Raw genomic sequence first — 24,820 nt, forward strand, 5'->3', positions numbered from 1 at the left:
TCAGACGAAAGACTTGACAAGTCAATCGTCTCGATTCATCGTGGCTGCAAGAGGCGCATCTGCACCTCCGGAATGACAGCCCGTCATTCCACCCTGTTCACCCTCTGATCAGGGCATTCGGGCCCCGGGTTTTACACCACGCAAAGGGACGCGGCCGCACCCGCCTGGCCTATGTCGCCGGTCGAACGATTGCCAGCGTCAAGTGCAAAGGAACCCGCTGCAGCCAGCTCTACCGCTCCACTCGGGAAGAAGTGATCGTCAAGTACGCGGTCAAGGAGATCACCAGCAGGGCAGCTCAGACCTTGGCGGCTTCCGTCAGCCACGACGAACCGCCAGAGGCTTCTGAACTCAGGCATCAGATCGCCTCCCTTCAAGCTCTTGGGGATCCCGATCTGGCCGATGTGATCGCAGCCAAGAAAGTCAGGCTGGAGTCTGTTCTGCAGATTCCCCGGGTCGATGTCGAGATCGCCCAGAAGGTCGCTGACCCGCGCTGGCATGACCTGGCGACCTACGAGGAGATGCAGACGCTGTTGCACCAGCTCGTTGACGAGATTGTGATTTCCAAACAGGTTCCTGTGGCCATATCCCTGAGGATTTAGCGGCGTCATACCGCTCAGTGATGGCCAGCACCACATCAGCCAGCCTGAGCATTGGCCGGTGCTCTCGATCTGATGAGTCAGTCACGATGGCCCTGGCGGGTATAACAGCGATCCAGTGCCAAGTCCCGAAGGTCACAGTGGTTCTGCTGCTTCAGGACTCGGCCCCATGGCTCAGAACGGCACCTCCTCATCGGCGAACTCATCGCCGTAGTCCTCCCCATCCGCCAGCGGGATCGCCTGCTGCTGGCGGGCCGCGGCTTCATCCGAGCGGTAGGCCTGCTCCGCTGCCTCGATCCAGGCCGGGTCACTCCCCTCGCGGATGCTCAGCGGGCCGTAGAAGCCGATCGTGACGTTGCGCGGCACCGAGTCGGCGGCGGCCTGGTCTTCGATCTTGGGGCCCTTGGGGTTGCCGTCCTGGTCGTACTGCTGGGCCCAGCGGGTCTCCAGCACCAGCAGATCTCCCACGTTCAGCCGGCCGCGGCGGTGCTGGCGCCGTGCCTCGATCCACTCGCCAAAGCCCTTGGCCTTGAGGATCAGCCGCACCCGATCCCCCGGTGCCGGTACCCCGCCCTCATCACCGATGCGGGCCTCCATCGTCGTGCCGGGCATGGCAATCGCATGGACCACCATCTCCTGCTTGACCTTGGGCCGGCCCTGACGGTCGGTGCCGTTGGGGATCGGCTCCATCGCGCCGCTGCTGAGGTTCTTGCGCAAACGATCGCGCTGCTCGGGCCGCACGATCGCCAGGTAGGCCACCTCACCGAGTCGCTGCTGACGGATCACCGGCGCCGCGATGCGGCTGCCGTCGTTGAGTTCAATCGCCATGGGACTTGCTCGAAAGAGTGGACGGGGAAGAGGACAGGGGAAGCAGGGGCTCCAGGCCGGCGCCCAGCCGCAACAGGTGATGGGCGGCGCCGGAGAGACTCAGCTGGTGCTCGGCCGATAGCTGCCGCACCTGCCGGTAGACATCGCTGTGCACGCAGACGCACAGGTAGTGGCGGCCGTGCTGTGACCTCGGCTGGGGTCGCGCATAGGTGCGACGGCTGGCAGCTCTGGTCTCAGCCATGACCAGGCCAGCTCGCGCAACGTGGCTTTGGCTGCACCGTGAAGCGCGCCTCCACCAGCTGCAGGCGTTCCGCCGGCGGCAGCCGGTCTGCCAGACGCCGCACCAGCTGGGCAGCGCGTTGGGGCCATAGGCAACTCCAGGCCCGCTCGGGATTACTGGTCCACAGAACGCGCCCTTCCGCCAGGTCGGCGAGATAGCGGCCATCGCCACGGTGTTGCAGCAGCCAGCGACGACGGCAAAAGCCAGTTGCCACAGAGGGAGTAGCCGAACCAGTCATGACTGCCCCCCCGCCAGCTCGCGCTCGAACACGTCGATGAAGTCCTTGTGGCGCCGCTGGGTGATGCGGTCCTTGATCGTCCGCACCTCCCTGGGCACCTGGAAGTGGTGGCGGAACTCGATCGTGAACCGCTTGCGCGCCTCCTGAGGCATCGCCCCGAGGAACTTGTGCAGGGTGGCGATCTCCTCGTCGGTCAGGGGCTCCAGGCCGGAGTCGCTGGCTTCGGGCATATCCGGAGCGCCGCTGTCCCATTCGTCGTCTGCGGCGCCAGGGTCGTCCGCAGCGGGGGCGGCGGCGGCAGCGGAGGCAGCGGCCTCAGTGCCGGCGCCCGCCACCGACGGCTGCGGCTGTATCGGCTCGATAGTCCGAGGGGCGCTGCCCAAAGGAATGCCCAGCAGGCCCGCCAACAGGGAGGCGGTGAGCGCATGCCAGGCCGCACTGCCCTCCTGGGGTGCCTGGGCTTCGCTGAACTCCTCGGCGCCGCCGCGGTGCCGCAGGGTCACCCGCAGCACCTCGTGCTCCTCGTTGATCAGCTTCTGGGCCGAGAAGGAAAAGCCCAGGGCAAAGGCCGGCGCCGCCGCCTGAACGACCTCCTGCATGGAGGTTTCGGCGATGGCGGCCATCTGGGACTGGAACTGGGCCAGACCCTCGGCCCACTGGGCGCGGGCCTGTTCGCGGCTCTGCAACAGGGCCTGGTTGAGATCAAAGGTGGCGGTGGGACCTGGCGTCGGCTCCATCCGCCCGCAGGGGGTGGTGGTCATCGAAGGCACTGCGGGACCGGCGCCCGCTTGGCCTGGATATTAGCGGCTCGCTAATCCGAATCTGTATCTTGCGCAACGCAAGACATGGCGTACTCCGAACCTGTCCGGGAGGTGTTCGTGTCTGCCTCAGCTGGCGCCCGTCTTGGTGGACCACTCCTCCAGCCAGCGCTGCGGCAACCACGCTTCTCCGTCCCACATGCCCTGCAGCTGCTCGGCGGAATACGGCTCAAAGCCGGCCAGCATCGCCTGAAAGGCCTGCCGCTGCTTGGCTGGCGCCACCTTGGCGGCGGAACCCAGGGCCTCCATCACGCCGATGCCGTGCTGCTTGGCGGTCTGCGCCAGCTGACCGCGCCACTGCTCACTCAGCTTTTCGGCTTCTGCGGCATCGACCTCGGGCTGGACCGGAACGGCAGGCGCCTGGTAGGCGCTCGGCACTGGCAACAGGCCGAGGTGACAGCTCCAGAACTCCGCCGGCCCCCACACCCGCTCCGCGTCATCCATCAAGGGTTTGGCCTGACTGATCAGATCCTTGAGGGCTCTGGTGCGCACGCCGCTGAAGTCTTTGGCGGCCAGCCGGCGGTTGACCTCGGCGAGGGCAAAGAAGCTCTCCGGCCTTGGCTTGGGCGCCTTGCCGTTTTCGAACACGCTCAAGGTGCTGGGCGCCATCACCTCAAAGCCGGCCTCCTTGGCCCACTTGTAGGCGGTGTACTGGGTCCAGTTGTTGAGCTCCCGCCAGCGCCTGAGCATGCGCCCGAACTCCTGACCGGCTTCGAGCTGCTTGGCCTCGATGTACCGGTACTCAGAGCTCATCAGGACTGCGATCTGGCCATTAGCGAAAGGCTAAGACATCCCATTCATGACCATGAACCGCTGACGTGCCTGTTTCAGAGCGGTGTGGGCGCTGGCGACCCTGTCTTGGACGCTCGGCCTGAGGTGCCCCGATAAGCCCTGGTGACTGGGCTATGGACCGGGCGGCGCCCTCTCCGCCGGTAGTGACGGGATGTCTGCACATCCCCCATCGGCACCACCCAACCGCCGGGGACCACCGGCGCTGGCCAGCAGATGGCCTCGCGCAGCAGCTGCTCCAGCTGCTGGCGTTGCTCCGGCTCCAGCAACGCCACGGGCTCGACGATGCGGCTGTCCGGGCCAAGGGTCCAGTCGTCGCGTTGGCAGCCGTAGACCCAGTCACGGCCGTCGGGCGCCTGCGCCCAATGCAGGGCGCCGAGCTGGTCACGCTCGATCGCGATCTCCAGCTGCCAGCCGCTGGCCAGATCGAGCCGCATCCGCCCCCACCAGATCTCACTCCAGGGCCGATCCGCCAGGAAGGCCTCCCCCGTCAGTAGCGCCAGCAAGGCCTGCTGGATCTCGGCGGCGCAGCAACGGCTCAGGTGGCGCAGAGCGGGTGACGCAAGCCATTGCCACGGCACCAGAGCGCCCACTCCCCCGGGGCGATCGGGTTGCCGCAGCACAGGCAGCGGCCGGGATGGCGCACGCGGATGCGGCGAAAGCCATGGGGGTCGGCTGTGGGCTGCCTGTGGGGCACCCCTGCCGTCGGCACTCCTGGCGCGGACGCTGCATAGGGAGGGTGCCCGCTGACCTGCAGGCCGTGCTCGCGGATCAGGCGACAGGCCAGGAAAGCGCTGGTGCGCGCCTCCTCCAGGTGGGGTGAGGCGCTCATGGCCACCAGCTTGCGGACCTTCTCCGCTGCCCGATCCGCCGCTGCGCTGTCGACCATGCCCCATTCGTCAACCGGATCAGCTTAGCGAGCCTGTGCCAGCATGAATAAGCTGATTCGACATGCCGAGGTTCCCATGTCCTCGATGATGACCCCGCTCTCCGTGCAGTTCACGCTTGAGCAGCGGGACTGGCTGGATGCGCGCACCCGCGGCGGTGTGCTCTCGCGTTCCTCGGTGATCCGCCTGATCGTGGCCGAGGCCATGGAACGCGACGAGCTGGCCAGCAGCCCCCGTAAGCGTCAGGGACAACATGGCCAGCGCTGAAGCGGCCACCAGTCCCACTCAGGCCTGCATCGACCGCGCTGCCGCCAAGCAGTTCCTCTCCCTGCTGGGCAAGAACCCGGCCAGCGCCCGGCTGCGCGCCTTCCCCCATCGCGCCAACCCAGCCAAGGCGGTGATCGGTGCCCGTAAAGGGCCCTTCGATCTGGCGGTGGCGGAGCAGTGGCAGCGGGAAGGCCGCGGCATCTACCTGGTGATCAACGACGGCGGCGACCGCAAGAGCGAGATCACGGCCTGCCGGGCGTTCTTTGTGGAGTGGGACGACCGGCCGATAGCCTGGCAGCTGAATGCCTGGCGAGAGCTGGGGCTGCCCGAGCCCTCGCTGATCGTGCTCAGCGGCGGGAAGTCAGCCCACTGCTACTGGCTGCTGGAGCAGCCCATTCCGCCGCAGGAGTGGGCGCCGCTGCAGGCGGAGCTGATCGCCTATGCCGGTGGCGATCCCCATTGCAAGGACGCCTCGCGGGTGATGCGGCTGCCGGGCTGCTGGTACGTGGATGCCGCCGGTGAGCCCACCGCTCTGGTGGAGCTGGTGCACGTGAGCGACCAGCGCTACGTGACGGAGGACCTCGCCCTGGCGCTGCTGCCCGATGAGTTCGCCGCACCAGCTGCCGGCACCGCACCGCAACCAGCGATTCCCCTGCAGCAGCCCAACGACGGCCCAGGCACTGGGATTCCACTGCCCGAGCTGGGCGACGAGGACTTCGGGCCGCCACGGCCGCTGGAGCAGATCCGCACCGCCCTGGCTGCCATCCCCAGGCGCGTGGCCGGCAGCAACACCTACGCCGACTACCGCAATCTCCTCTGGGGACTGATCCAGGCCTGCCAGCAGGTCGGCCACGACCGGGAGCTGGCGATCGCCCTGATGGAGGCCCACAGCCCATCGGCCAGCTGCGGCTGGGACATCCGCCAGGTGGCCAGCTCGGGCGGCGAGCAGATCAGCGCCGCCACCTTCTGGTTCCACGCTCGTCAGCACGGCTGGCTGCCGCCGGAGCCCCCCATCAACATCGACCAGCACACCCCCAGGCCTCTTGGGGCACAGGCCACAGGCAGCCGCCGCAGCCAGGGCGACACCGGCGGGCGCCATCCCGGTGGCAAGAGCAGCGACCGCACCAGCAGCAATGCCAGGGGCACCAAGAGTTCCGGGCCTGGCCCGCAGCGTTTCTCCCCCAGACCCGACACCCGGGTGCGCTGGGGAAAGGTGCACCTACCGATCAACCGCCGCCTCAATGCCTTGGAGCACTGCATCCGATCCCTGGTGGGGCGAGAGCGCAACAGCCTGCGCCGCTCGGCCCGCGTGCGCGAGGCCCATGCCGCCCTGCAACTGAAAACAGCCTTGCGGCTCCAGGAGATCGGCCAGCTGATCCTCGAGGCCCACGACCAGCGCAACGGCAACCGCTTCCGCGGTCTCGATCAGACCGAGCGCCTGTCGATGCCGCAACCCGTGGTGCAGTGGGAAATCCCCGGCTGCGTTCCGCGCCGCGACCTCTCGATCGTGGGCGGCCGGGCCAAGGTGGGCAAGACGCGGCTGGTGCATGCCCTCGCCCGCTGCCTGCTCTGCGCCGAGGACTTTCTGGGCTTCGGGGCGCCGGAGGAACCGCGGCCGGTGATCCTGGTGACCGATGACCAGGGCGACGGCGACACCGCCCAGATGCTGCAGCAGCTGGGGATCTGGGATCACCCGTTGCTGCTCTGGTCGCGCCGCTTTCGCGCCACCGAGGCCAACCTCGATGCCCTGCTGGCCTGCCTAGCCGCCCACCCTGGAGCGGTGGTGATCCTCGACTCGCTGCGCTCGATCACCCGCAGCTGCTGTTTCGGGGAGAACGATCCGGAGATGGGGTCGCTGATCTACGACCTCAAGCACCAGATCACCGATGCCGGCGGCACGCTGCTGCTGATCCACCACTGCAACAAGGCCAACGACACCACCGGCACCGAGGCCCTCTCGGGCCACAACGCCATCGCCGGGGCCGCCAACACGATCCTGACCCTGCACTACCTGGCCAAGGGCAACCGGCTGATCAAGGATTCACCCCAGCGCCGCCTGGTGCGCGAGGCCCGCTCCGGCCCACCCGCGGATCTGGTGGTGGCGATCGACGGCAACACCGGGTCCTTTGCCCGGCTGGGCACCTACGACGACCTGCAGGAGAAGCAGGAGCAGGAGAGCGATCTCGATCGCGCCGCCCAGCGGGTGCGCAAGGCCAGCGAGAAGCAGAAGGAGGCCCTGCGTTATCTGCAGGCCCTGCACACCAACGGTCTGGCCGGGGTGGGCCTGCTGGAGCTGCTGCAGGCCATTGACCTGGCGCCGGCGGAAGCACGGCTGATGAGAGATCTCGAGGCTCAGGCCCTGAGCGCCTACAAAACCCTCGGTCGGTTTCTCGGGAAGCTCGACGGCTTGGTGACAACCACGCGCGTCTCAACCGGCAGCCAGAGCTACTACCTGCGCTATGGCCTCAGTGCAGCCGGCGTGGAATGGCTGGCACGTGAGTTCGAACTCTAGGTATGGAAACTTCGGATTCTTGTGGAGCCCTTCCAGGGCAGGCGTTCCGGCGCTTGATGGCAGCTGGAAACAACCCGGAAATCTGTGATTCTTTGGGGTCCTGCCTGCCCCTCAGCGGCGCTGTTGCCCTATTTCTCCAGCGCACAAGAGGGCTGGAAACTTCGGAAACCTTGAAACCCACTCCAGCGCAGACGTTCTCACGCCTCGTAGCAGGTGGAAACGATCTGGAAACTTGTGGAACCGTTGCGCCGCAAGGGTCCCACAAGAATCACAAAGTTTCACTCGTCGTGGATCCTCTCAGATCCATTGCGCCGCAACGGGTTCTAAAGAATCACAAGTTTTTAGTGCTTCACGTGAGGCTCTGTTGATGGTGCAGCACATGCCAACCAGCCCACTCACCATCGCTGCCGGACCCTGGCTCAGACCGATTCCAGGCCTGCGGCGCACGGATCCAGAGCACTGCTACTGGCTGGGGGAGCATCTGTTCGCGGTGTCGGTCACCGGCGTGGTCGGCTCAACCAAGAGCGACTGGGCGATGGCCCGTATCGAGGCCACCCGCCACGTCTGGGAGCCGCGGGGCCACACCGTGCACCTGGCGCTGGAGGCGCTGCTGCACAGCCGCTTCCATCCCCTGCCCCAGCAACGCCAGCAGGCCAGCCAGCAGCTGCAGCACCTGCGGTCTGGCTACTACCGCGATTGGATCGAGCCGCTGCTGGCCCACCCCCACTGGCAGCAGGTGACGGTGATCGCCTCCGAGCGGCCCACCTGCTGCCTGATCCGCAACCTGGCCGGCACGTACGACACCGGCTACATCCAGCACGCCAGCGGCCTGCGGGTGCTCGCCGACCTCAAGACCCTCTCGCGGCCCGGCTCTGGCAGCTACTGCACCCGCGCCCAACTCGGGGGCTACATGGCCCTGGAAGCGACCTGGGGCGTGGAGTACGACGCCGGCCAAACAATCTGGGCCCGGCCGGGGGAGACCCGCCTCTCGCCGCTGTATTCCCGCGAGGAATGCCTGGCGGCCTGGGCAGCGGCCTGGGCGGGCTACGTGAGCAGGTTTCGGCCCTGGTGATGCACTGTCCGAACTCATCTGTTCGGACTATCGAGCCGCTATGATTTGTTGCGGGGGCTTCTTGCCTGCGCCTCTTCGCTCCTTGCTGGCTCTGCTGATGGCTGCCACCACCGCCAGCTCTTCCCCAATGGCTGGCGCCGCCCTCGACGCGCTGCTCGATCGCATCACGGTCCTCAAGCTGCAGCAAAAAAGCATCGAAGCCGAGCTCTGCCTGCTGCTGGAGCAGCTCAGTGGGGCCCTTGAGGCCGGCGAGCTGGATGCCTCCTTCTCCCACAACGGCTGCAGCTTCTGCTGGTCGGCCGGGCGCACCAGCTACGCCTACCCCGAGCCGCTGCAACAGCAGGAGCAGGCCCTCAAGGAGGCCCAGCGGCTGGCGGTCGCCACTGGCGCCGCCACGGAGAAGCACGGCAAGGCGTTCTGGACGATCAAGCCGGGCCGGAGCTGAACGATGGCCAATCCCCAGAAGCGCAAGGGGGATGCGGCCGAGCGAGAAGCGGCCCAGCTGCTGAGCGATCTGTTGGGCCTGGTGGTGCGCCGCAAGCTCGGCGCCGGCCGTACCACCACGGCCGGCGGTGACACCGGCGATCTCGATGGCGTGCCGGCCCACGTGATCCAGGTGGCCAGCTGGGCCAACACCGCCGCGGCGGCCCGTCTCAAGCCAGAGGAGGCCGCCCTGCAGGCCGAGCACGCCGCTGCGGGGTTCGCGGCGACCTTGGTGCGCTTCCGCGGCGGCACCTGGCGGGTGGTGCTCACCCCCGAGCAGTGGGCCGCCTACGTGCGGCTGATCCTGCGGGAGGGATTGCTGTGAGCCGCCGTGCCCCAGCCAAGTCTGTCGGCAGCGGCGAAGCCCAGACCCCAGATGCCGATCAGGCGTTGCTGGAGGAGCTGCGGCAGGCGCCACCCCAGCAGGACGCCGATGGCCAGCCCGTCTGGCCGGCTGCAGACCCCAGCCGGCCGGTGGGCAAGGGCAACCCGCCGCGGGGGCGCCGCAGCCAGACCCATAAACCCCGCGCCACCCATATGGAGGTGGAGACCCGCATCGCCGAGGCGCAGCTGTGGATCGCCCAGCGGCTGCCGTTGGCACAGATCAGGGAAAAAGCAGCCCAGAACTGGGGAATCACCAACATCAAAACAATCAGCCGCTACCTGGCCCTAGCGCGGCAGCGAATGGTGGAGGAGCTGATCTCTGACCGCCGCCGCCACCAGGCCGAGCAGATCTTTGCGCTGAATGACTGCGCCAGGCGGGCGATGGATGCGGGCCAGTTCAACGCCGCGGTGGGTGCCTTCCGGGTGATCGCCGAGATCGGTGGGTTGCTGCGGGCGCCGATCAAACCGCCGGAGGCGAAAAGCTGATGGCTGGGCTGCTGCTGGATCCGGCCACCGACCTGTGGGGAGATGCCGGCCTACTGGGGGTGCCGGATGCCCAACGGCAGCAGCCTGGTCATCAAGACGTTCAGGCCTTCCGGGATTTCATCGTGGCCGCTTATCCCTGCTACGCCTTCCACACCTGGGCCGAGCGGCTGATCGGCCTGCTGCAGCGGGTGGCTGATGGGGAGCTCAACCGCCTGATCGTCTGCTGCCCGCCGCGGCTCGGCAAATCGCTGCTGGTCTCCAAGCTGTTTCCGGCCTACTGGGTGAGTCGCTACTCAACGCGCTTCTGCGCGATCGCCTCCTATTCGGCCGAGCTGGCCTATGCCCATAGCCGTGAGGCGCGGCATTACTACCGCGCGGTCGGTCACTCCCTCTCGCCAGACTCCACAGCAGTAGGCAACTGGCTCACCCCCGAGCGCGGCGGCTGCATCGCCGCCGGGGTGCGCGGCCCCTTCACGGGCAAGGGCTATGCGCTGGGGATCATCGATGACCCCTACAAGGGCCCGGAGGATGCCAACTCGGCGGCGCAGCGCCAGAAGCTGATCGAGTGGTTCCAGTCGGTGTGGCTGACCCGCGCTGAACCCGGGGCCGCTGCGAGTCATGGCTCCGCCGCCCAGGTGGTGGTGCTGACCCGCTGGCATCAGGACGATCTGATCGGCTGGCTGCTGGAGCAGGAAGCCGGCGCCGCCCCGCAGCACTGGCATGTGGTCAACCTGCCGGCGCTGGCCGAACCCGTCCGGCAACAGATCCCGTTCCCCGCCACCTGCTCGATCGAGCAGGACTGGCGCCAGCCCGGTGAGCCGCTCTGCCCGGAGCGCTTCCCGCTGGCGGAGCTGGAGCAGATCCGCATCCGCGCCGGCAGCTACTGGTGGAATGCGCTCTATCAGCAGCGGCCCTCACCGGCAGAGGGCCTGCTGTTCCGGCGCGAGTGGATCCGCCCCGCAGCGACCACCAGCAACGACCACCAAGACACACGAGCCCAGCCAAGGCCCTGTGCCGCTGTGGTGCTCAGTTGCGACCTGAGTTTCAAGGGCGGGCAGGAGAACGACTACTGCGGCTTCTGCCTGCTGGGCCTGCTGGCGGAGCCCGAGGCCCGTCATCCGGTTGCCCAGGCGCTGGCCCGCGGTGAGCAGCTGCACCGCAGCGCCGCGCGGGTACGCCCACCGGTTGCCCCCATGCCTGCCCTGCCAGCCCAGGCCTCCGCCTCTCAACAGGACCCCAGCAGCCACCGGATCGAGGTGCTCTGGAGTCAGCAGCACCGCCTCGATCTGCCGGGCGTGGTGCACTTCCTCAGCCAGACCCTCACGTCGCTGGGGCCGGCGCTGTTGCCCCATGCGGTGCTGATTGAGGACGCGGCCAATGGCCCGGCCGTGTGTCAGCTGCTGCGCCGCCAGATCCCGGGCCTGATTGCCGTGCGGCCCCAGGGGAGCAAGGTCAGCCGTGCCCATGCGGTGGCTCCCTTGCTGGAGGCCGGCCAGCTGGCCTTCTGCAGCGGCAACGAGGCGCTGATCAGCGAGCTGCTGGGGTTCCCTAACGGCGCCCACGACGACCTGGTGGATGCCTTCTGCCAGGGCGTGATCTGGCTGCAGAACCAGCACTGGCGCAGCCAGGGCAAGGCCACGCCCCGGCCGCTGCTGTTCTCCCGCTGACCCCGCAACCATCCCGCACCTGATGAGCACCCCACCGCCAGCCCACCGCCCCCGGCCGCAGCAGGCCAGTGCGCGCCCTGCAACGCCAGGCCGTCGAGCTGGCCCGCGCCCTTGCTCACCCCATGCCGCGGCTGATGCTCTGGTGGTGCAGCACCTGTCCTTTGCCGCCAGGGTGGCGGCCAACTACGCGCGCCGCACCGGCCATCCCAGGGAAGACCTGGAGCAGCTGGCGGCGATCGGGCTGATCAAGGCCTCACGCCGCTACGACATGCAGCGGCCGGGCTGCAGCCCCAACCACTTCATCGCCTACGCCAGGCCGTTTGTGAACGGTGAGATCACCCACTACCTGCGCGACAAGGGTTTTGCGATCTCGGTGCCGGGCCGCTGGCGGGAACTGCATGTGCGGGGGCAGAAGCTGCTGCGGGAGGGTCAGCCGCTGGAGGTGGTGCTGGAACGGCTGGGCATCACGCTGGAGCGCTGGCGGGAAATCAGCCAGGCCTGCAGCGTGCGGGTGGTGGCGATGGCTGTGCGTGATGCGGATTCAGAGCAGGAGTAAGCAGCTCCGCACAAGCACGCCTCAGCGCCGATCACCGATCAGGGAACGCGGCGGCGTAGATGTCCGTGAGGTCGTCGTGATAGCCCCAGCCGATACCTGAGGATGAGCGCACGACCTCTCCCAGCCGCTCCCTGAAGGGCTCCTGCAGGTTGACGGGCAGGCTGCGGATCACCTCGGCGGCGCGGCGTGCCATGGCCACCAAGGCGCTGTAGAAGCCCGCATCGATGTCGCCATATTCCAGCGTGAAGGCATTGCCCTGCTCCACGAAGAAGAGCATAAGGTCGGCATGGGCGGCTGGATCAGCAACCGCCTTGCAGAAATCGGCAACAGCCTTTTTGGCCTTGGCGACCTGCAGCGGGCGATCGCGCTGCACATCCGGATATAGACATTCAGAGACGAGCGTCTTGCAATCCTCCATCGCAGCATCTTTGTCCGCGAAGCGGGCATGGAGGAAGGATTGATTGTCCTTGGAGAGGCGATAAAGCTCACCGACCAGGCTGAGCAGCTCTTTCTGGCTCAGCTCGGAAGCAGCAGATTTAACGGTTGACCACGACAGCTTGGACATTCCTAGTGCCAGTCAGGGAGTTGGGAATCTGGGTGCTTAACGCCAAGATCAGAAGCGGGCTGAAATCTAGGCATCGAATCCAGATTACGCTCCCGTCTTCTGTATCTTGATGTTATACATCCGTCTTTCTTCGGCTCCGTGGAGCTTTGTTTACAACGTCTGAGTCTGGAGATACGATAATCTGAGCCCTCGCGTTTGGCAGTTTATGCAGAAGGCTAGACAATGCCACTTTCTTGGTCTTTGCCTCTTCTATCAGGTCCGCAATATCATCACCACTGATGAGGTGTCCTTCTTCTGCTTGCACGAATGAACTAATGCTGAACACACTGGGATCATTGTCGTCGGTTCGTAGTGTTGCGGATTTAATAATCTCGGGCAATATCTCCTCGCTTAACGCGTCCTCCATTCCCCAGCCGAATGGAAATTCATGAGTAAAAGCCTCTGGGAAGGTCCGAATGGATTCGATCTTGATGATATCTTCCTCAGAGAAGGGCACGTGAAAGTCAGAATAGTTGATAAATTGCTTCCCGCCTACACGCATCTGAAAATGAAAATGCTGATGTCTGCCATGTTGTGTGCTGGGGTGTCCTAGATAGTCGCTTTCTCTGCATGAGAATGACCATTCTAAATGACGATAACAGATCGTGACCTCAGATATTCTGTTATCAGTTGCCTCGTCTTGCATGTCATTAATGTTTTTCGCGAATCCCTCCTGGCTGGCAACCCATCGGAGATAGCTCTGCATCCTGAAAAATCCGTAAGTCAACCCAAGTGGGGGAAAGTGCTTCTTCTTGAAACCCTTTGGCTTAAGCAGCCAGTGAAGACATATATTCTTTTCGCTGAAGGTTGCAAGAGGCCGTCCGCACAGATAGCAGTCCCCAGAATCAAATCCTTCTTTGAATCGCCGAAATTCATCAGCAACCTGTTCAAGTGCATAGGCATTAGCTTGCCGTATCCGACTTGGATCTTGTCTTGAAATATTTTCAGCAATTGATCTGGCCTTTTGGCGTAATTCATCAGACATCGTTTAAGATGAGCGAGGTTAGGGGTTGGGGTATGTATAACTTTTCTTCAGCGATTCCGAGAACCAGTCCGGCAAGCCGATTGTTTTCCGAGAACCAATCTCAAGGCATCAGCTGTGTGGATTTGGCTGCCTGTCATGGCAGTGGATCTGCGCTGACCTTGTGACCCACCGTAGGTGCGGTTTGCGGGTCTGAACCATCCTGATCCCTGCTGCTGGCCTAGACGCAGACCGCGTTGCTTCCAGGCGCATTGACTGATCGCGGGGCGTTGCACCGGCAATAGCTGGCAGTGCTGCTGATCCCCGGTTGCCTGCATCCGTCGACGGTCCGCTGCCTTGGCCGCTGCATCCCTCCCTGGCGGCGCTGCTGCCGCAACTGGAGCTGGTGCAGGACTGCTGGCAGCTGCTGGCCGGGCGGCGGGAGCACTACTTGCCCCGGGGTGAACGGGAGCCCGAGAGCGCTTACCGGCGGCGGGTGGAGGCAGCCCTGCCCTCAGGCTTCTTTCGCGATGCGCTGCGCACCTTCGCGGGGATGCTGGCCTCCAGCCACTGGCGCGAGCTTCCGGCTTCCCTGCAGGCGGTGATCAGCGATGTGGATGGCTGCGGCACCGACCTGGGGGTGTTCCTGGAGGCCGCCGATCTGCTGGTGCTGCGGGACGGTGCTGCCCTGGTGGGGGTGATCCCACCGCACCACCAATGGCCCAGCGAGGGAGACCGGCAGCAGGCCCTGCGCAACGGTGATCGGCTGTCGTTGCCGCGGCTGCTGCTGCTGGAGCGCCGCAACGTGCTGCACTGGCACCTGCCCGGCAACCATGCGCTCCCGGATGCGATCACCTGGCGTGAGCGGCGGGCCGATGGCCTGCTCGCCGATGGGGAGAACGCCTCCATGCAGGAGCCGCCGCCTCACCCCTGGCAGTACCTGACGGCGTCATTGGTTGCCGACGGTCCAGGCGGAGTGGGCATGGACCTCACCACCGAAACCCTGGTGGCGGATCCCCAGGCCCCCAGCGGCTGGCGGCGGCAACGGCTCGAGCAGCGCCACTACCGCGGCATCCGCCAGCTGCCCGCCATCTGGTATGCCAGCCATGGCGCGGCCTTTGGAGACGGCGAGCTGCCGCATCTGGGCCTGGCCCATCAGTACCTCAACCACTTCCGCTGCCAGAGCGATTACCAGGAGCTGCTCTACCGCACAGCCCTGCCGGTGGGGGTGCGCACCGGGGTCACCGGAGCGATGGGCAGCGGCAACGGAGCCTCTCAGCAGGAGCCGGTGGTGCTGGGGCCGAACACGGTGCTGGATCTACCGGAGGGTGCCAGCTTCCAGTTCGTGGAGATCCAGGCCCGCTCCCTGGCGGAGCACCGCGCCTGGCTGGAATCGCTCGATCAGGGCATGCGCCGCGATGCATTGATTCCGGCCGCCGCCCAGGGGGCACCGCGCACAGCAACCGAAATCTCGATGGCAGCCTCGCAGGCCTATGCGCTGCTGCAGAGCCAGGCGATCCAGAAGGCCTCGATGTTCTCCTCGCTGCTGCAGCACTGGTGCGCCATCACCGGTGAACCGCTTCCCGTGCAGGAGGGCCCCGCGCTGCTGGTGGAGATCAGCCCGCTGGCACCAGCGCCCAAGCCCCAGCCCACGGTGACGGAGATGCTGCAGCTGCACGAGCGGGGCATCGTCAGCGACGTGGCCCTGCGGCAATGGCTGGGGGATCTGGCCGGCGTCGCCCCGGCTTCTGCATGACCAGCTGGCAACCGAGCGACCCCGAGGCGATCCGCCAGGCCCTGGCCCTGCCCGCCACCGTGCCCTGTCTGGATGCGATCAGCCGGGCGATGGCGACGCTGGAGCGCCACCATCCGGCCGGGGTGCTGAGCGCGCGGGCGTTGCTCGATGCGGTGGCGCTGATCGATCAGCAGCTGCTGGCGGCCGGCCCCGACCAGGAGCAGGCGATCGAGAAGCAGAGCAGCTCCGGACCCATCGCCGGCTCGGTGGCCGCCGCCGGCGATGCACCGCTGCAGAAAGCGGATGTGATCGCCTACGACACCAGCCTGCTGCGGCAGGAACGGGAGACCGTTTATGCCAACCCCCGCTCCGAGGCTGCTGCCCTGCTCAGCCAACGGCGGCGCAACGGCGAGCAGCTGTTGCTCCTGCTGCCGGAGCTGGCCAGCTGGGTGGCCTTCACCACTGCCGCTGCAGGCTCGATGGGCACGGCCGCCATGCTGCGGGGCTGAGCGATGACGTCCTGGCGGTCGCAAGCGATAGTGAGCCCCCGCCGCTTCTCGAGCGGCCAGCACAGGGGCAACACCGCTGCCTGGGGAGCCACCCCCCTGCAGCCCTTTGCCAATGCCCGTCTGCTGCTGGCGGAAAACGCCATCCCCGGCGACACCACCTCTGCGGTGGTGGCCAGCCACGTGCTCGAGTGCTTTCTCGCGCGGGCCAATTACATCTCCGCCAAGGAGAACGGCCCCGGCGTGGACACCGGTGACTTCACCTACAACGGCTACCTCTGCCGCGCCGCCCGGCTGCCGCCCAACCCAGGGGCGATCTGGCTGAGCAGTGCGCTGGTGTGGCAGCAGCACGGCCGGCGGGTAGCCGCTGGCGGCAGCGTCGCACCGCGAGGTGCGCTCAGCAAAACCGTGGTGGCGCCCTGCGAGGGACTGATCTGGCTGGGGGATCTGGCGCTGCTCAACGCCGCCGGTGATGCGGATGTGGATCCCTACGCCCAGCACACCGCCTTTCATGGCCTGGAGTTCGGCGCCAGCTACGGATCTGGCGGCATCGGTGCGTTGGTGCAGCCGCTGATCGGTGAGCGGATCTTTGGCACTCTCAAACCGAACCGGCCGCCCGCTCGCCGCAGCTGAGCGGGCGGCGCTGGCTCAGGCCAGCCAATCGAAGGGTTCGAGCGGGGATTGCTGTGGAGACCAGGAGCGCTCGGCCGCCGCCACGAGGGCCTCAAGCTCTGGATCAGCGGGCTGGAGGGGCATGGCAGCCAACCGCCGATCCAGCTCGGCCTGGAGCAGAGGCAGGAAATAGTGATTGCCGGGGAACTGGTTCTGCAGGACTGTGCACCAATCATCGAGATCGCAGAACGACCAGCTGGAAAAAGAAGGGGCCACGGTGAGCGCAGCGGAGGACGCCGGAGGGCTGGCGGAGGGAGTCAAGGCCGACCCACCGGCCGATGCGGAGCGCAGCGGAGCCAACGTCCACAAGCCGGGGCGCTTGTTTCAGCCTTGACGCCCGTAGCCAGACTGAAGGGGGCCGCAGCGGAGCAGTTTTCGGCGAAGCAAGGGCTGGTCGGCAACAGCAGGTGGCAGCGCCGCGATGGGCTGCCGATCCACTGACAGCCGAGACGGGTCATGGCCAACGCAACCACCCCCAGCAGCAGCACAGCCACCAGCACCACCATCAGCAGCAGCAACGATCCCCTCGATGCCCCAGGAGCTGAGGCCGCTGAGCAGCCCCTCAGCAGCGACGGAGCTGCCCCGACCACAACCGCTGCTGATCGCAGTGCCTCGCTCGAGGCGGATTCCGGCAGCGGCCAGGGCAGCGATGGCCTGAGCGAGGCCCTCAAGGCCGAACGCCGCCGCAGCAACCAGCTGGAGAAGGAACTGCGCGGCCTGCGCCAGCAGCTGACCCGCTTCTCGGAGATCAACCCGGAGGAATACGCCCGCCTGCAGGAGGCGGAACGGCAGAAGCAACTGCTGGAGCAGCAGGTGGAGCTGCGCGAGCGGCAGATGGAAGAAGCCTCTGCCAAGAAGGTGGCGGCGGTGGCGGCCGAACGCGATGGCGCCCAGGCCCAGGTGCTGGCCCTGCGCAAGGAGCGGCTGCTGGAGCGCGCCTTCTCAGAAGCGGAGGGCCGCACCGGCGGTGATGGACGGGGCACCTTCTTTGATGTGTTCAAGGGGCAGCTGGGCGAGAGCTTTCGCCTCAGCACCAGCAAGGACGGCAGCGATGTGCTCGAACCGCTCGATGGCCAGGGCCAGCCGCTGCTGGGCGACGACGGCCGGCCGATGACGACCGCGGAGTTCCTCGATCAGCTGCGGATTCATCCGGTGTATGGCTTCCTGTTTCAGCAGCGTGGGGCGATGGGGACGGCGGGTGCCCTGCCGGCAGCCGCTGCATCCGCTGGGGGATTCGGGGAAGTGCTCAACCCCCAAGCGATGAGTGCTGCGGAGCTCTACCGGGCGGGCTTTGCGACCAGCAGCCGCAGCCCCCGCCGCTGATCGCAGTGGCGAGCTGGCGTTACTACCTGGCCTTCTGGAGCCGCCGCACCACCGCCACCGTGGTGCCGGCAGCTAACGCCGGCCAGGCCCGCCGCCGTGCCACGGCCCAGCAGCAAGCGGGCTACGGCAGCCTGGTGTCGGTGCAGCAGGCCAATGGGGCCGATCGCCGCCTTATCCGTCAGGGCGTGTGGGTGCGGCGGCGCCGGAATGGCACCAGCCCCCAGTTCGGCAGCAGAGCTGAGCAAGCCGCCGCCAGACGGCAGCGCAGCCGCTACCGCCGCTGGCTTTGAGGCCCGGCAGCGCCGGGCCAGAAGGCCGCCGCCTCAGAGCACCGAGACGGTGCCGAGGTGCTTGGCAGCCAGCTTGCGGGCGAGCTGGTGGGCCAGCTCCATCGGGATGTAGCGGGGCTTTTTGACGGGGCGACCGCGGCGGCCATAGAAGACCGTGACGCGCTCGGCGCCGGCGACCTTGAGGCCAGCGGGATAGCGGTGCAGCACCAGCTGGCGGATGGGGCAGGCGAGGGGAGCAGAGGAGGCCATGGGGTCGGCGAGGAACACCCGCCCGATTGCCCCGGACCCCACGCCCTGGCAAGGGTCGGCGCAGCCGACTCGCGTCAGCCCTTGCCAGGGCGTGGCGAGCAGGGCGCAGCCCTGCGCTTCGGGGCCGTGCTGGTGATTCCTCGCCGACCCCATGGCCGTGTGCGGCTCAGCGCCTCAAGCCATCTGCAGCCGCAGCCGTGAGAGTGCCTCGCGCTCGGCCTCGAGGTGGCAGCGGTGCAGCAGCTCCTGCTGGGCCAGCAGGCGCTGATCGAGCTCATCAAGGCGGGCCAGGCATTGCTGGATCGCCGGGATCACCTCCTCCTCCAGGAGGGTGATCTCTTCTTCTCCATAGGGCTGCTCGATCCAGGTGCGGCGCAGCGGCAGCCCCTGGTTACGGCGCAGGATCTGCTCGATCGACCGCAGGGTGGATTCGAGCAGCAGGAACGGATCGTTCTCGGGTGAGCAGAACGGTGAGCGGGCAGACAGCAGAGCCAAGGGTGGCGCAGCGACGGGACCGATCCCAGCGGGGGCCCGACGGCAGGAGGGCCCCAGACTGGAGAGGGCCGGAGCAAGCCGCCTCAGGGATCGGGATCCTTGCGGCGACCAGTGGCCAGGCTGCTGCCGCCGAGCAGGGCCAGGGAGGTGCCGAGCGCCGTTTCAAACGTCTGCTGCAGGTTCTGGGCGTAGCGGCTGCAGGCCGGACCAGGCCGTTGCTGCAGGCCAAGCCAGAAGCAGCCGCCCAAGCCGGCGGCATAGAGCGCGAACTGGGCCATGAACACCCCCGCCACGGCCCGCAGCAGGAAGCGCTCGCGATCAAAGCCCCCTGGATCCGCCATGGCCCTGCTCCTTGGGGTCAGGGTTGGCAGGTGAGCAACCAGCCGGTGGCAGGCCCGTCGGCTTCCCAGCGCGGCAGCCAGTTCGTCCAGCTGTAGTGCTGCCCTGCCCCATTGGTGTTGGCGGTGTAGCCGCCCGGCACCAGGTCGGCCTCACCGTTGGGGTCGTGGTGGATGGCGACCGTCTCGGTGAAACCGATCACCACGCTCCAGTGGCCGCCGCCTGTGGGGGCCGTGGCGGGACCGTGATGCAGCCAGCCGACAGCAACAGGACGGCCGGCCTGGATCTCGGCCTCCAGCATCGGCCGATCACCGTTGGTGACGAAGTTCGCCGTCAGCCCGAGCGAGCGCAAGGCCGCCAGCTGGGCCTCGGCGGAGGTGGTGTCGCCGTAGCGGGCGCGGATCAGGTTGTAAGCGTCGTCGCTGCTGACCTTGCCCCAGTAGCGGGCGAGCATGGCGCAGCTGCTGGAGAAGCACTCGCGGTAGCCGGTGCCTGAGGCGTTGTCGTTCTGGTTCTCCCAGGCCACCGGCAGTGGGTTGGCATGAACCGGAGCCGGCGGTGCCGGTGGAGCGGAGGAGAAGGTCTGCCGCCAGGGGGCGGCCTCGGTGAGGACCTGTGGATCGGCGGCCATGACCGCCTGGCGCAACTGCTCGATGCCGTCGCATTGCTGCGGCTGGGCCTGCCAGTGGTCCCAGAACTGACGCCAGCGCTCCGCGCTGAACGGTGCCTGAGCAGCAGAGGTGGCCGAGGCAGCGGTGATGGTCATGGCAGCAGGGCAGTCCTCTGCTGTTGCCGCCTCGGCAATAGCCCGTGACCTGCATGGGGCCCAGCCCCACCTCACCCATGGGCCTCACCCTGATCGAGGCGGCCAAGTACGAAACCCGCCTCGAGCACCTCGCCGTGCTCAAGACCTTCTCGGAGGGTGAACTGCTGGCAAGGCTGCCGTTTCTGAACATCAACGGCAGCGGCCTCTTCTATGCCGCCGAGCAGGAGCTGCCGGCGGTGGGCTTCCGCGCCGTGAACGAGGGCTACAGCCAGAGCTACGGCGTGATCGACCAGCGGGCCGAGGCCGTGCATCTCTTTGGTGGGGATGTGGATGTGGACCGCTCGATCGTGGACCTGATGGGCCCGGAGGCCCGCGCCAGCCAGATCGAAATGAAGATCCGCTCGATGCGCCTCACCCTGGAGGCGACGATCGTGAACGGCGATGCCGCCGCGGATGCACGGGCGTTTGACGGCCTGGCCAAGCGCCTGCCGGCGGGTGATGCGATGGCGATCGACAACGGCAACCAGCCCCTGGGCTTTGACCTGCTCGATGAGCTGATCGACGCGGTGGACGGCATGGGCCGGCCCAAGGTGCTGCTGATGGGCCGCGCGATGCGCCGCCAGCTCAATGCCCTGGCTCGCAGCAGCAACTGCTGCTCCTACGTGGCGGAAACCAACGCCCTGGGGATGACGGTGCACCGATATCAGGACTGCGAGATCCTGACGGTGGATCGCGATGCCCAAGGCCGGGAGGTACTGGGCTACGGCGAGGCCGGCGGCACCAGCTCGATCTACTGCCTGGCGCTGGGCGATCAGGGAGTGACCGGGCTGCAGGGACCGTTCCAGGGCCGCTACGGCATCTCGGTGCGGGATCTGGGCGAGGTGCCGGATGCACCGGTGTTCCGCACGCGGGTGGATTGGTACGTGGGCTTTGCCGTGCTCCACCCCAGGGCCGCCGGGCGGCTGCATGGGATCACGCCGCCGCTGCTGGCCGCACCCTGATCAGCCCACCTTGAGCCCCACCCGCTGAGCCACCCCTTCTGATTCCGATCCCTGGAGCCTCATCATGCCCTCCATTGCCCAGCCGCACCGCGGCAACCCCCTGATCGATGCCGAAACCACCCTGGCGGGTGTGATCGCCCACGGCGCCCTGAGGCCTGCTCCCAAACGGTTCGTGAGCGGTGAGGTGGTGCGGCTGACCACCAAGCTCGATGCGGCGGTGCGGTTCACGCTGGTGGCCAGCCATTCCCACCACACCGCGGCGATCACGGTGGATCTGCAGCTGGCACCGCTGCTGATCGATGGCGCCACTGGCAGTTTCGTGAGTGCCGTGAAGGTGTCGCTGCCGGCAGAAGGCGGGCGGGTGGAGGCCTACCTGAGCGGCCGTGACATCAACATCACCGCCGCCGATCAGGCGCGGGTGCAGTGGCCCTGCATCTGTTTCGCCAAGGCGGTGGTGACCCCCTCCACGCCGGCGGATCTGCATGTGGGCCTGACCGCCACCGTCCCCGCCTGAGCGCCATGACGAGCACAACCATCAGCAGCGCCACCCCGATCGATCCCCGCACCGGCTGGGTGCTGCTGCACAAGGACGAGCAGGAGATCTACGTGTGGGCCGTGCACGCTAGCGGCTGGCAGGCGCTGGGCTGGAGCGTTGGCTCCGCAGCGGTGCTGCCTGCTGAACCAGAGCCGGAGCCACCGATGGAACCGGAGGAGCCCGATCCCGAGGATCCAGGGCCGGAGAGCCAGCCGGCAGACCGCTTCCCTGACGCACCCGAGAGCAACGAGGAGCCCGAGGCCTCCACAACGATCGAAGCTGATGTGCTCGATCCAGCCGTAGCCATGCCGGACTTTGCGGCGATGACCAAGGCCGAGATCATCGAGCACTGCTCCAGCGAGTACGGCGTGCTGCTCGATGCCAGCCTCACAAAGAGCGCCCTGATCGGCGAGGCCGAGGCCCTGGCCGCTGCGGCACCCCTGCCGGATGCGCTGATGGACGACCTGATGACCTGAGCTGTTGGCTTGAAAGCCGGAGGCGGAGGGCCTCCGGCCTCGGGAGCTCAGAGCACCCGCACCTCGGCCTGGGGACCGAGCACCCGCTGCTGATTGGCAGCCAGGATCAGGGCCTGCTCGCGAGGCACGTAGTGCGGCTTGGCGCTGATGTGGCCCTCGCGATCGAGGAAGAGCACCCGCAGCAGCTGGCCGGCGGCATCGAGGAGATGCACCGAGATGATGCGGATCGGGCAGGAGCGGCTGAGGGGAGTGGCGGCCATGGCTGGGCTGGCGAACGACACCGCCGTTGAGCCCCGGCGCCGCCAGCGCCGCGCAAGGGTCGCGCAGCGACTCGCGTCAGCCCTTGCGCGGTGCGCAAGCCGGGGCAGGCCGGGTGGCGTGATCGCCAGAGCCCAAGGCCTGCCCATCAGCAGCAGGCTCAACCCCCATCCGCCGCAGGTGCTTCCGGGCAGACCAGATCGGCAGCCTTGCGGGCATCACTGAGCACCTGCAACAGCACCCGCGGTGACTCACGCAGAAGCTCGACCCAGTGGCACAGATAGGCGGCGTGATTGGCCATGGCACTGCCGATTTCGAGGCGATCGCCGAGGAGCACGGCGCCCAGCTCGGCCACCAGCTCCTCGCGGGCATAGGCCCGGCCGCCATCGCCTCCTTCTCCCATGCCGCCGGAGAGATCACGGGCTAGACGGGAGCTGTGGCCTGTGGAATGGATCACCTCATGGGCCCAGGAGGCATAGAGGGCTCCGGCCGAGTGGAAGGCGGTGCGATCAGGGAGCTGGATGCGATCGGGCACCGGCAGGTAGCAGGCCCGATCACCCGCGAAGCTCACGGGCACCGGCCAGCTGCTGAGCACGGCATCTGCTGCCCCCAGCCGCTCCGGCTCGGACCGCAGCACGGCCCCTTCGGCCTGGCGGCGCTTCTGGATTAGCGCCTCCAGGGCCTCGCCTTCCAGATCGGCAGCATTGAAGAGTGCCACCGGCCGGTAGCTGACCCAACTGCGGCCAGCCTGAACCGACGGCTGGCCATCGGCGGAAGCTGATCCTTGGCCACCCTCAGCAGCTGAACCCGACTCCGCCAGCAAGCCTTCGCCCAGCTGATGCACCTGGGGCCGCAGCACATGCACCGCTTTGCTGCCCTTGCGGGGGAAGATTCCCAGGGCCTTGGCCTCAGCAAAACCACACCAGTAGGGCAGGGCTGCCCCCCGCAGGTGCATGCCCAGGGTGAGCAGTGCTGGATTGGCGCCGCGGTAGCGGCGGCCGGAGAGCAGATTCACGTGGTGGCCCCCCGAGGCGACATCCCACTCGCGCCGCCAGGGGGTGGTGCCGGCCTCCAGCAGGGCGACCAGGGAGGCCACCAGCTTCTCCTCAGGCGAGACCTTGGCAGCAGCAGCTCCTTGGGCTGACCGGGGGGAGCGGGATGGTGAAGCAACAGCCACGGATGGGCAAGCGCAGGACCGCAAGCGCAGGCGCGGCCAGCGGCAAGGGCCGGCCACAGCGCTCCGTGAACCCAGTGCCACCGGCGTCTCATCGCCAGTGGCGGGCCGGCTTGCGAAGCCCTTGCGCGGCCGCGCACGCTGAGGATTCCTGCGCGACCCCTTACTGGGTCTTCAGTGGAAGTCCGCCCCCCGGCAGGCCCGTGCTCGTCGGGTTTCTGGGCCATAGGCTGCTGGGCACAGCAGGCGAGTGAACCCGCCACGCCATGGAGCTGAAGTTCCGCGTCATCCAGTCGAACGACCGCGGACTTATCACGAAGCAGGGCGATCGCACCTATGCCCGACGCGGACCTGCGAAAGGAGAAGAGGCCCTTGAACTTCCGACCCTGTTCATCTGGGTTAGCGGCAAAGACCGTTACCTCTCCCGCTGCTGGACCCAGTGGACAGGCGAGCGGCTTGGGGATGACTTCATTTACGTCGTCAGCCGTTTTCGGGATGTGATCGATCTCCACGGAGATACTCGTTATCACCAGTGGTGCTCCAAGCCGCTACGCGCCGAACTCTGGACACTGGAGCGAGAAGCTCTGGACCTGGCTGGGATGAGTTGTCCGCCACCAGAGACTGTCCACGAAGTGGACAGGCACAAATCCGCGATTTATCTGCAGAGAAGGAAACAGCGGATTCGCGAGCAAACGCCGGAGCTGAGCGACGAAGAAGAGGAGCTGATCCAGCAGATCTATGAACAACGGGACAGACTCAATCAAGTGGCAGGATTCATTCAGTACCACGTGGATCACGTCATCCCTCTCGCAAAGGGTGGCCAGCATCATCCTGGCAACCTGCAGGTGATTAGCGCCAACGAGAATGTCCGCAAAGGGGCCAAGGTGCGGTCCCCGATCAAGTAGGCAGGTGGCAGGCAGGCATGGCCGAAAACTCGTAGCTCAGGCTCATTAGAGACTTTCCATTAAGACCTGGATCTGGCCTTGTTTGTCAGAGTATCTACTCTGGTCGTCAAGGATCATCTGCCAGCTTGGGTAGGGGTAGTTCTGAAGCTTCCGCCAAGACTTCTTGACCCAAACGCGTTCATTCGGGATGTCCGTCTTGATGACTTCCCAGAAGGCGAGAACCATCCACCCCCACGACGCCAATTTCCAGGGAACCAGAGCCTGTTCCGCCACCCAGAACTCAGGCGGGTGATAGATCAGCTTGCCATCGATCTCCCTGGCCGGGATCTTCAGGTGCAGGAGCTCATGACGCAGAACGTGTTCAATTACTGGCTGAGGCACATCAGGGCGGTTGAACAGCGAGTGGAAGAAGATATCCCCACCCGGCTTCCCATGCTCCCAGCGAGTGCAAGCCAAGGTCTCCATCGTCTGCAGACTGAAAGAGACAGGACCTACTGCATCGAGCCCCATCTCCTGCTGGAGCTTGGCCAGCAGGGCCAGAACGTCAACTGACAGGAAGCTGATCTCGGGGTAGCCAATGGGCTTCTTGCGTGACAAAGCCATCACCAAGACCGGTGAGAAGACCTGTCACGTATGCGCGTCAGGGAGAAGTATTGCTAAGGTCACGG

The 24,820-nt window shown here is 66.6% G+C and carries 35 protein-coding genes; 18 read left to right on the plus strand and 17 right to left on the minus strand.

Translation table 11 applies throughout. The annotated features are described in order from the left end of the window. The first annotated feature begins 401 nt into the window (after positions 1–401). Entirely contained in the window at positions 402–599 is a 198-nt protein-coding gene (locus tag VB777_RS16180; RefSeq protein ID WP_323250207.1) for a hypothetical protein, read from the plus strand. Positions 600–770: 171 nt separating this feature from the next. Here VB777_RS16180 and VB777_RS16185 read toward each other — a convergent pair whose 3' ends face one another. From VB777_RS16185 to VB777_RS16215, 7 genes are all read right to left on the minus strand, one after another. Beyond that, complete coding sequence (locus tag VB777_RS16185) at positions 771–1,424, minus strand: hypothetical protein (protein ID WP_323250209.1); 654 nt, start codon at positions 1,422–1,424, stop codon at positions 771–773. Continuing rightward, positions 1,414–1,665: a hypothetical protein gene (locus VB777_RS16190; RefSeq protein WP_323250211.1), complete on the minus strand. Its 252-nt coding sequence runs from the start codon at positions 1,663–1,665 to the stop codon at positions 1,414–1,416. Before VB777_RS16190 ends, VB777_RS16185 begins: the two co-directional genes overlap by 11 nt. Then, a complete protein-coding gene (locus VB777_RS16195; RefSeq protein WP_323250213.1) occupies positions 1,658–1,942 on the minus strand; it encodes a hypothetical protein in 285 nt (94 codons plus the stop codon). Before VB777_RS16195 ends, VB777_RS16190 begins: the two co-directional genes overlap by 8 nt. After that, positions 1,939–2,703 (minus strand): hypothetical protein, encoded by a 765-nt coding sequence (locus tag VB777_RS16200; RefSeq protein ID WP_323250214.1) that lies wholly within the window; start codon positions 2,701–2,703, stop codon positions 1,939–1,941. Before VB777_RS16200 ends, VB777_RS16195 begins: the two co-directional genes overlap by 4 nt. Positions 2,704–2,829: 126 nt before the next feature. After that, the gene (locus VB777_RS16205) at positions 2,830–3,513 is read right to left on the minus strand and encodes a helix-turn-helix transcriptional regulator (protein WP_323250216.1); all 684 of its coding nucleotides are present in this window, start codon (positions 3,511–3,513) and stop codon (positions 2,830–2,832) included. Positions 3,514–3,587: 74 nt separating this feature from the next. Next, positions 3,588–4,142: a hypothetical protein gene (locus tag VB777_RS16210; protein ID WP_323250218.1), complete on the minus strand. Its 555-nt coding sequence runs from the start codon at positions 4,140–4,142 to the stop codon at positions 3,588–3,590. Continuing rightward, positions 4,088–4,438, minus strand: coding sequence for a DUF2786 domain-containing protein (locus VB777_RS16215; protein WP_323250220.1), 351 nt, complete (start codon positions 4,436–4,438; stop codon positions 4,088–4,090). The genes VB777_RS16210 and VB777_RS16215 overlap by 55 nt, the downstream gene beginning before the upstream one ends. 88 nt (positions 4,439–4,526) lie before the next feature. On the opposite strand from VB777_RS16215, the gene VB777_RS16220 reads away from it, so the two are divergent. The 8 genes from VB777_RS16220 (at position 4,527) to VB777_RS16255 (ending at position 11,863) form a co-directional block, all read left to right on the plus strand. After that, a complete protein-coding gene (locus VB777_RS16220; protein WP_231597000.1) occupies positions 4,527–4,703 on the plus strand; it encodes a hypothetical protein in 177 nt (58 codons plus the stop codon). After that, complete coding sequence (locus VB777_RS16225) at positions 4,690–7,215, plus strand: AAA family ATPase (protein ID WP_323250222.1); 2,526 nt, start codon at positions 4,690–4,692, stop codon at positions 7,213–7,215. Before VB777_RS16220 ends, VB777_RS16225 begins: the two co-directional genes overlap by 14 nt. 379 nt (positions 7,216–7,594) lie before the next feature. Continuing rightward, positions 7,595–8,287 carry a hypothetical protein gene (locus tag VB777_RS16230; RefSeq protein ID WP_323250224.1) on the plus strand — a complete coding sequence of 231 codons (693 nt, stop codon included), beginning with the start codon at positions 7,595–7,597 and terminating at the stop codon, positions 8,285–8,287. A 97-nt stretch (positions 8,288–8,384) separates the two neighbouring features. Then, positions 8,385–8,732, plus strand: coding sequence for a hypothetical protein (locus tag VB777_RS16235; protein ID WP_323250226.1), 348 nt, complete (start codon positions 8,385–8,387; stop codon positions 8,730–8,732). Between the two features lie 3 nt (positions 8,733–8,735). Then, positions 8,736–9,095 (plus strand): hypothetical protein, encoded by a 360-nt coding sequence (locus tag VB777_RS16240; RefSeq protein WP_323250228.1) that lies wholly within the window; start codon positions 8,736–8,738, stop codon positions 9,093–9,095. After that, positions 9,092–9,640 carry a hypothetical protein gene (locus VB777_RS16245; RefSeq protein WP_323250230.1) on the plus strand — a complete coding sequence of 183 codons (549 nt, stop codon included), beginning with the start codon at positions 9,092–9,094 and terminating at the stop codon, positions 9,638–9,640. The genes VB777_RS16240 and VB777_RS16245 overlap by 4 nt, the downstream gene beginning before the upstream one ends. Then, entirely contained in the window at positions 9,640–11,307 is a 1,668-nt protein-coding gene (gene terL, locus VB777_RS16250) for a phage terminase large subunit (RefSeq protein ID WP_323250232.1), read from the plus strand. The genes VB777_RS16245 and terL overlap by 1 nt, the downstream gene beginning before the upstream one ends. A 22-nt stretch (positions 11,308–11,329) precedes the next feature. Further along, positions 11,330–11,863: a sigma-70 family RNA polymerase sigma factor gene (locus VB777_RS16255; protein WP_323250234.1), complete on the plus strand. Its 534-nt coding sequence runs from the start codon at positions 11,330–11,332 to the stop codon at positions 11,861–11,863. Positions 11,864–11,894: 31 nt separating this feature from the next. On the opposite strand, the gene VB777_RS16260 is transcribed toward VB777_RS16255, so the two are convergent. Together VB777_RS16260 and VB777_RS16265 are read right to left on the minus strand one after the other, a co-directional pair. Continuing rightward, positions 11,895–12,428: a DUF6155 family protein gene (locus VB777_RS16260; protein WP_323250236.1), complete on the minus strand. Its 534-nt coding sequence runs from the start codon at positions 12,426–12,428 to the stop codon at positions 11,895–11,897. A gap of 112 nt (positions 12,429–12,540) precedes the next feature. Further along, positions 12,541–13,452, minus strand: a complete 912-nt coding sequence (locus tag VB777_RS16265; protein WP_323250238.1) for a hypothetical protein — start codon at positions 13,450–13,452, stop codon at positions 12,541–12,543. Between the two features lie 304 nt (positions 13,453–13,756). Here VB777_RS16265 and VB777_RS16270 point away from each other — a divergent pair, with 304 nt between their 5' ends. Genes VB777_RS16270 through VB777_RS16280 form a run of 3 tightly spaced genes read left to right on the plus strand, consistent with a single transcriptional unit; the run spans position 13,757 to position 16,302 of the window. Beyond that, complete coding sequence (locus VB777_RS16270; RefSeq protein WP_323250240.1) at positions 13,757–15,184, plus strand: DUF4055 domain-containing protein; 1,428 nt, start codon at positions 13,757–13,759, stop codon at positions 15,182–15,184. Then, positions 15,181–15,672, plus strand: coding sequence for a hypothetical protein (locus tag VB777_RS16275; RefSeq protein WP_323250242.1), 492 nt, complete (start codon positions 15,181–15,183; stop codon positions 15,670–15,672). Before VB777_RS16270 ends, VB777_RS16275 begins: the two co-directional genes overlap by 4 nt. Positions 15,673–15,702: 30 nt before the next feature. After that, the gene (locus tag VB777_RS16280; RefSeq protein WP_323250244.1) at positions 15,703–16,302 is read left to right on the plus strand and encodes a hypothetical protein; all 600 of its coding nucleotides are present in this window, start codon (positions 15,703–15,705) and stop codon (positions 16,300–16,302) included. Positions 16,303–16,317: 15 nt separating this feature from the next. Here the strand turns inward: VB777_RS16280 and VB777_RS16285 are convergent, their stop codons facing one another. Beyond that, positions 16,318–16,602 (minus strand): hypothetical protein, encoded by a 285-nt coding sequence (locus VB777_RS16285; protein ID WP_323250246.1) that lies wholly within the window; start codon positions 16,600–16,602, stop codon positions 16,318–16,320. 195 nt (positions 16,603–16,797) lie between these two features. Here VB777_RS16285 and VB777_RS16290 point away from each other — a divergent pair, with 195 nt between their 5' ends. Then, a complete protein-coding gene (locus VB777_RS16290) occupies positions 16,798–17,664 on the plus strand; it encodes a hypothetical protein (RefSeq protein ID WP_323250247.1) in 867 nt (288 codons plus the stop codon). Positions 17,665–17,669: 5 nt separating this feature from the next. Next, the gene (locus tag VB777_RS16295; RefSeq protein WP_323250249.1) at positions 17,670–17,954 is read left to right on the plus strand and encodes a hypothetical protein; all 285 of its coding nucleotides are present in this window, start codon (positions 17,670–17,672) and stop codon (positions 17,952–17,954) included. 33 nt (positions 17,955–17,987) lie between these two features. Here the strand turns inward: VB777_RS16295 and VB777_RS16300 are convergent, their stop codons facing one another. From VB777_RS16300 to VB777_RS16315, 4 genes are all read right to left on the minus strand, one after another. After that, on the minus strand, positions 17,988–18,203 hold the full coding sequence (locus tag VB777_RS16300; RefSeq protein WP_323250251.1) for a hypothetical protein: 216 nt from the start codon (positions 18,201–18,203) through the stop codon (positions 17,988–17,990). Positions 18,204–18,377: 174 nt separating this feature from the next. Then, positions 18,378–18,698 carry a hypothetical protein gene (locus VB777_RS16305; RefSeq protein WP_323250253.1) on the minus strand — a complete coding sequence of 107 codons (321 nt, stop codon included), beginning with the start codon at positions 18,696–18,698 and terminating at the stop codon, positions 18,378–18,380. Between the two features lie 83 nt (positions 18,699–18,781). After that, complete coding sequence (locus VB777_RS16310) at positions 18,782–19,039, minus strand: hypothetical protein (RefSeq protein WP_323250255.1); 258 nt, start codon at positions 19,037–19,039, stop codon at positions 18,782–18,784. Between the two features lie 17 nt (positions 19,040–19,056). Continuing rightward, positions 19,057–19,803 carry a C39 family peptidase gene (locus tag VB777_RS16315; protein ID WP_323250257.1) on the minus strand — a complete coding sequence of 249 codons (747 nt, stop codon included), beginning with the start codon at positions 19,801–19,803 and terminating at the stop codon, positions 19,057–19,059. Positions 19,804–19,880: 77 nt separating this feature from the next. Here VB777_RS16315 and VB777_RS16320 point away from each other — a divergent pair, with 77 nt between their 5' ends. The 3 genes from VB777_RS16320 to VB777_RS16330 all read left to right on the plus strand — a co-directional run bounded on the left by VB777_RS16320 (position 19,881) and on the right by VB777_RS16330 (position 21,815). After that, entirely contained in the window at positions 19,881–20,804 is a 924-nt protein-coding gene (locus VB777_RS16320; RefSeq protein ID WP_323250259.1) for a major capsid protein, read from the plus strand. 64 nt (positions 20,805–20,868) lie between these two features. Further along, the gene (locus VB777_RS16325; protein ID WP_323250262.1) at positions 20,869–21,318 is read left to right on the plus strand and encodes a hypothetical protein; all 450 of its coding nucleotides are present in this window, start codon (positions 20,869–20,871) and stop codon (positions 21,316–21,318) included. A 5-nt stretch (positions 21,319–21,323) separates the two neighbouring features. Further along, positions 21,324–21,815 carry a hypothetical protein gene (locus VB777_RS16330; RefSeq protein WP_323250264.1) on the plus strand — a complete coding sequence of 164 codons (492 nt, stop codon included), beginning with the start codon at positions 21,324–21,326 and terminating at the stop codon, positions 21,813–21,815. Positions 21,816–21,862: 47 nt separating this feature from the next. On the opposite strand, the gene VB777_RS16335 is transcribed toward VB777_RS16330, so the two are convergent. Continuing rightward, complete coding sequence (locus VB777_RS16335) at positions 21,863–22,075, minus strand: hypothetical protein (RefSeq protein WP_157911048.1); 213 nt, start codon at positions 22,073–22,075, stop codon at positions 21,863–21,865. A gap of 158 nt (positions 22,076–22,233) precedes the next feature. Next, complete coding sequence (locus tag VB777_RS16340; RefSeq protein WP_323250266.1) at positions 22,234–23,169, minus strand: zincin-like metallopeptidase domain-containing protein; 936 nt, start codon at positions 23,167–23,169, stop codon at positions 22,234–22,236. Between the two features lie 344 nt (positions 23,170–23,513). Here VB777_RS16340 and VB777_RS16345 point away from each other — a divergent pair, with 344 nt between their 5' ends. Beyond that, positions 23,514–24,152: an HNH endonuclease signature motif containing protein gene (locus VB777_RS16345; RefSeq protein WP_323250268.1), complete on the plus strand. Its 639-nt coding sequence runs from the start codon at positions 23,514–23,516 to the stop codon at positions 24,150–24,152. A gap of 45 nt (positions 24,153–24,197) precedes the next feature. Here the strand turns inward: VB777_RS16345 and VB777_RS16350 are convergent, their stop codons facing one another. Then, positions 24,198–24,761, minus strand: coding sequence for a hypothetical protein (locus VB777_RS16350; protein WP_323250271.1), 564 nt, complete (start codon positions 24,759–24,761; stop codon positions 24,198–24,200). Positions 24,762–24,820: the final 59 nt, after the last annotated feature.

Origin of the sequence: Synechococcus sp. CCY9202, assembly GCF_034931685.1 — a bacterium.
Taxonomy (GTDB): domain Bacteria; phylum Cyanobacteriota; class Cyanobacteriia; order PCC-6307; family Cyanobiaceae; genus CBW1002.

Bases quoted from the DNA above. Each gene is read 5' to 3' on its own strand.
- VB777_RS16185 (WP_323250209.1), bottom strand. From the start codon at position 1,424: ATGGCGATTGAACTCAACGACGGCAGCCGCATCGCGGCGCCGGTGATC.
- VB777_RS16190 (WP_323250211.1), bottom strand. From the start codon at position 1,665: ATGGCTGAGACCAGAGCTGCCAGCCGTCGCACCTATGCGCGACCCCAG.
- VB777_RS16195 (WP_323250213.1), bottom strand. From the start codon at position 1,942: ATGACTGGTTCGGCTACTCCCTCTGTGGCAACTGGCTTTTGCCGTCGT.
- VB777_RS16200 (WP_323250214.1), bottom strand. From the start codon at position 2,703: ATGACCACCACCCCCTGCGGGCGGATGGAGCCGACGCCAGGTCCCACC.
- VB777_RS16205 (WP_323250216.1), bottom strand. From the start codon at position 3,513: ATGAGCTCTGAGTACCGGTACATCGAGGCCAAGCAGCTCGAAGCCGGT.
- VB777_RS16215 (WP_323250220.1), bottom strand. From the start codon at position 4,438: ATGGTCGACAGCGCAGCGGCGGATCGGGCAGCGGAGAAGGTCCGCAAG.
- VB777_RS16220 (WP_231597000.1), top strand. From the start codon at position 4,527: ATGACCCCGCTCTCCGTGCAGTTCACGCTTGAGCAGCGGGACTGGCTG.
- VB777_RS16225 (WP_323250222.1), top strand. From the start codon at position 4,690: ATGGCCAGCGCTGAAGCGGCCACCAGTCCCACTCAGGCCTGCATCGAC.
- VB777_RS16230 (WP_323250224.1), top strand. From the start codon at position 7,595: ATGCCAACCAGCCCACTCACCATCGCTGCCGGACCCTGGCTCAGACCG.
- VB777_RS16235 (WP_323250226.1), top strand. From the start codon at position 8,385: ATGGCTGCCACCACCGCCAGCTCTTCCCCAATGGCTGGCGCCGCCCTC.
- VB777_RS16240 (WP_323250228.1), top strand. From the start codon at position 8,736: ATGGCCAATCCCCAGAAGCGCAAGGGGGATGCGGCCGAGCGAGAAGCG.
- terL (WP_323250232.1), top strand. From the start codon at position 9,640: ATGGCTGGGCTGCTGCTGGATCCGGCCACCGACCTGTGGGGAGATGCC.
- VB777_RS16255 (WP_323250234.1), top strand. From the start codon at position 11,330: ATGAGCACCCCACCGCCAGCCCACCGCCCCCGGCCGCAGCAGGCCAGT.
- VB777_RS16260 (WP_323250236.1), bottom strand. From the start codon at position 12,428: ATGTCCAAGCTGTCGTGGTCAACCGTTAAATCTGCTGCTTCCGAGCTG.
- VB777_RS16265 (WP_323250238.1), bottom strand. From the start codon at position 13,452: ATGTCTGATGAATTACGCCAAAAGGCCAGATCAATTGCTGAAAATATT.
- VB777_RS16275 (WP_323250242.1), top strand. From the start codon at position 15,181: ATGACCAGCTGGCAACCGAGCGACCCCGAGGCGATCCGCCAGGCCCTG.
- VB777_RS16290 (WP_323250247.1), top strand. From the start codon at position 16,798: ATGGCCAACGCAACCACCCCCAGCAGCAGCACAGCCACCAGCACCACC.
- VB777_RS16300 (WP_323250251.1), bottom strand. From the start codon at position 18,203: ATGGCCTCCTCTGCTCCCCTCGCCTGCCCCATCCGCCAGCTGGTGCTG.
- VB777_RS16310 (WP_323250255.1), bottom strand. From the start codon at position 19,039: ATGGCGGATCCAGGGGGCTTTGATCGCGAGCGCTTCCTGCTGCGGGCC.
- VB777_RS16315 (WP_323250257.1), bottom strand. From the start codon at position 19,803: ATGACCATCACCGCTGCCTCGGCCACCTCTGCTGCTCAGGCACCGTTC.
- VB777_RS16320 (WP_323250259.1), top strand. From the start codon at position 19,881: ATGGGCCTCACCCTGATCGAGGCGGCCAAGTACGAAACCCGCCTCGAG.
- VB777_RS16325 (WP_323250262.1), top strand. From the start codon at position 20,869: ATGCCCTCCATTGCCCAGCCGCACCGCGGCAACCCCCTGATCGATGCC.
- VB777_RS16330 (WP_323250264.1), top strand. From the start codon at position 21,324: ATGACGAGCACAACCATCAGCAGCGCCACCCCGATCGATCCCCGCACC.
- VB777_RS16335 (WP_157911048.1), bottom strand. From the start codon at position 22,075: ATGGCCGCCACTCCCCTCAGCCGCTCCTGCCCGATCCGCATCATCTCG.
- VB777_RS16345 (WP_323250268.1), top strand. From the start codon at position 23,514: ATGGAGCTGAAGTTCCGCGTCATCCAGTCGAACGACCGCGGACTTATC.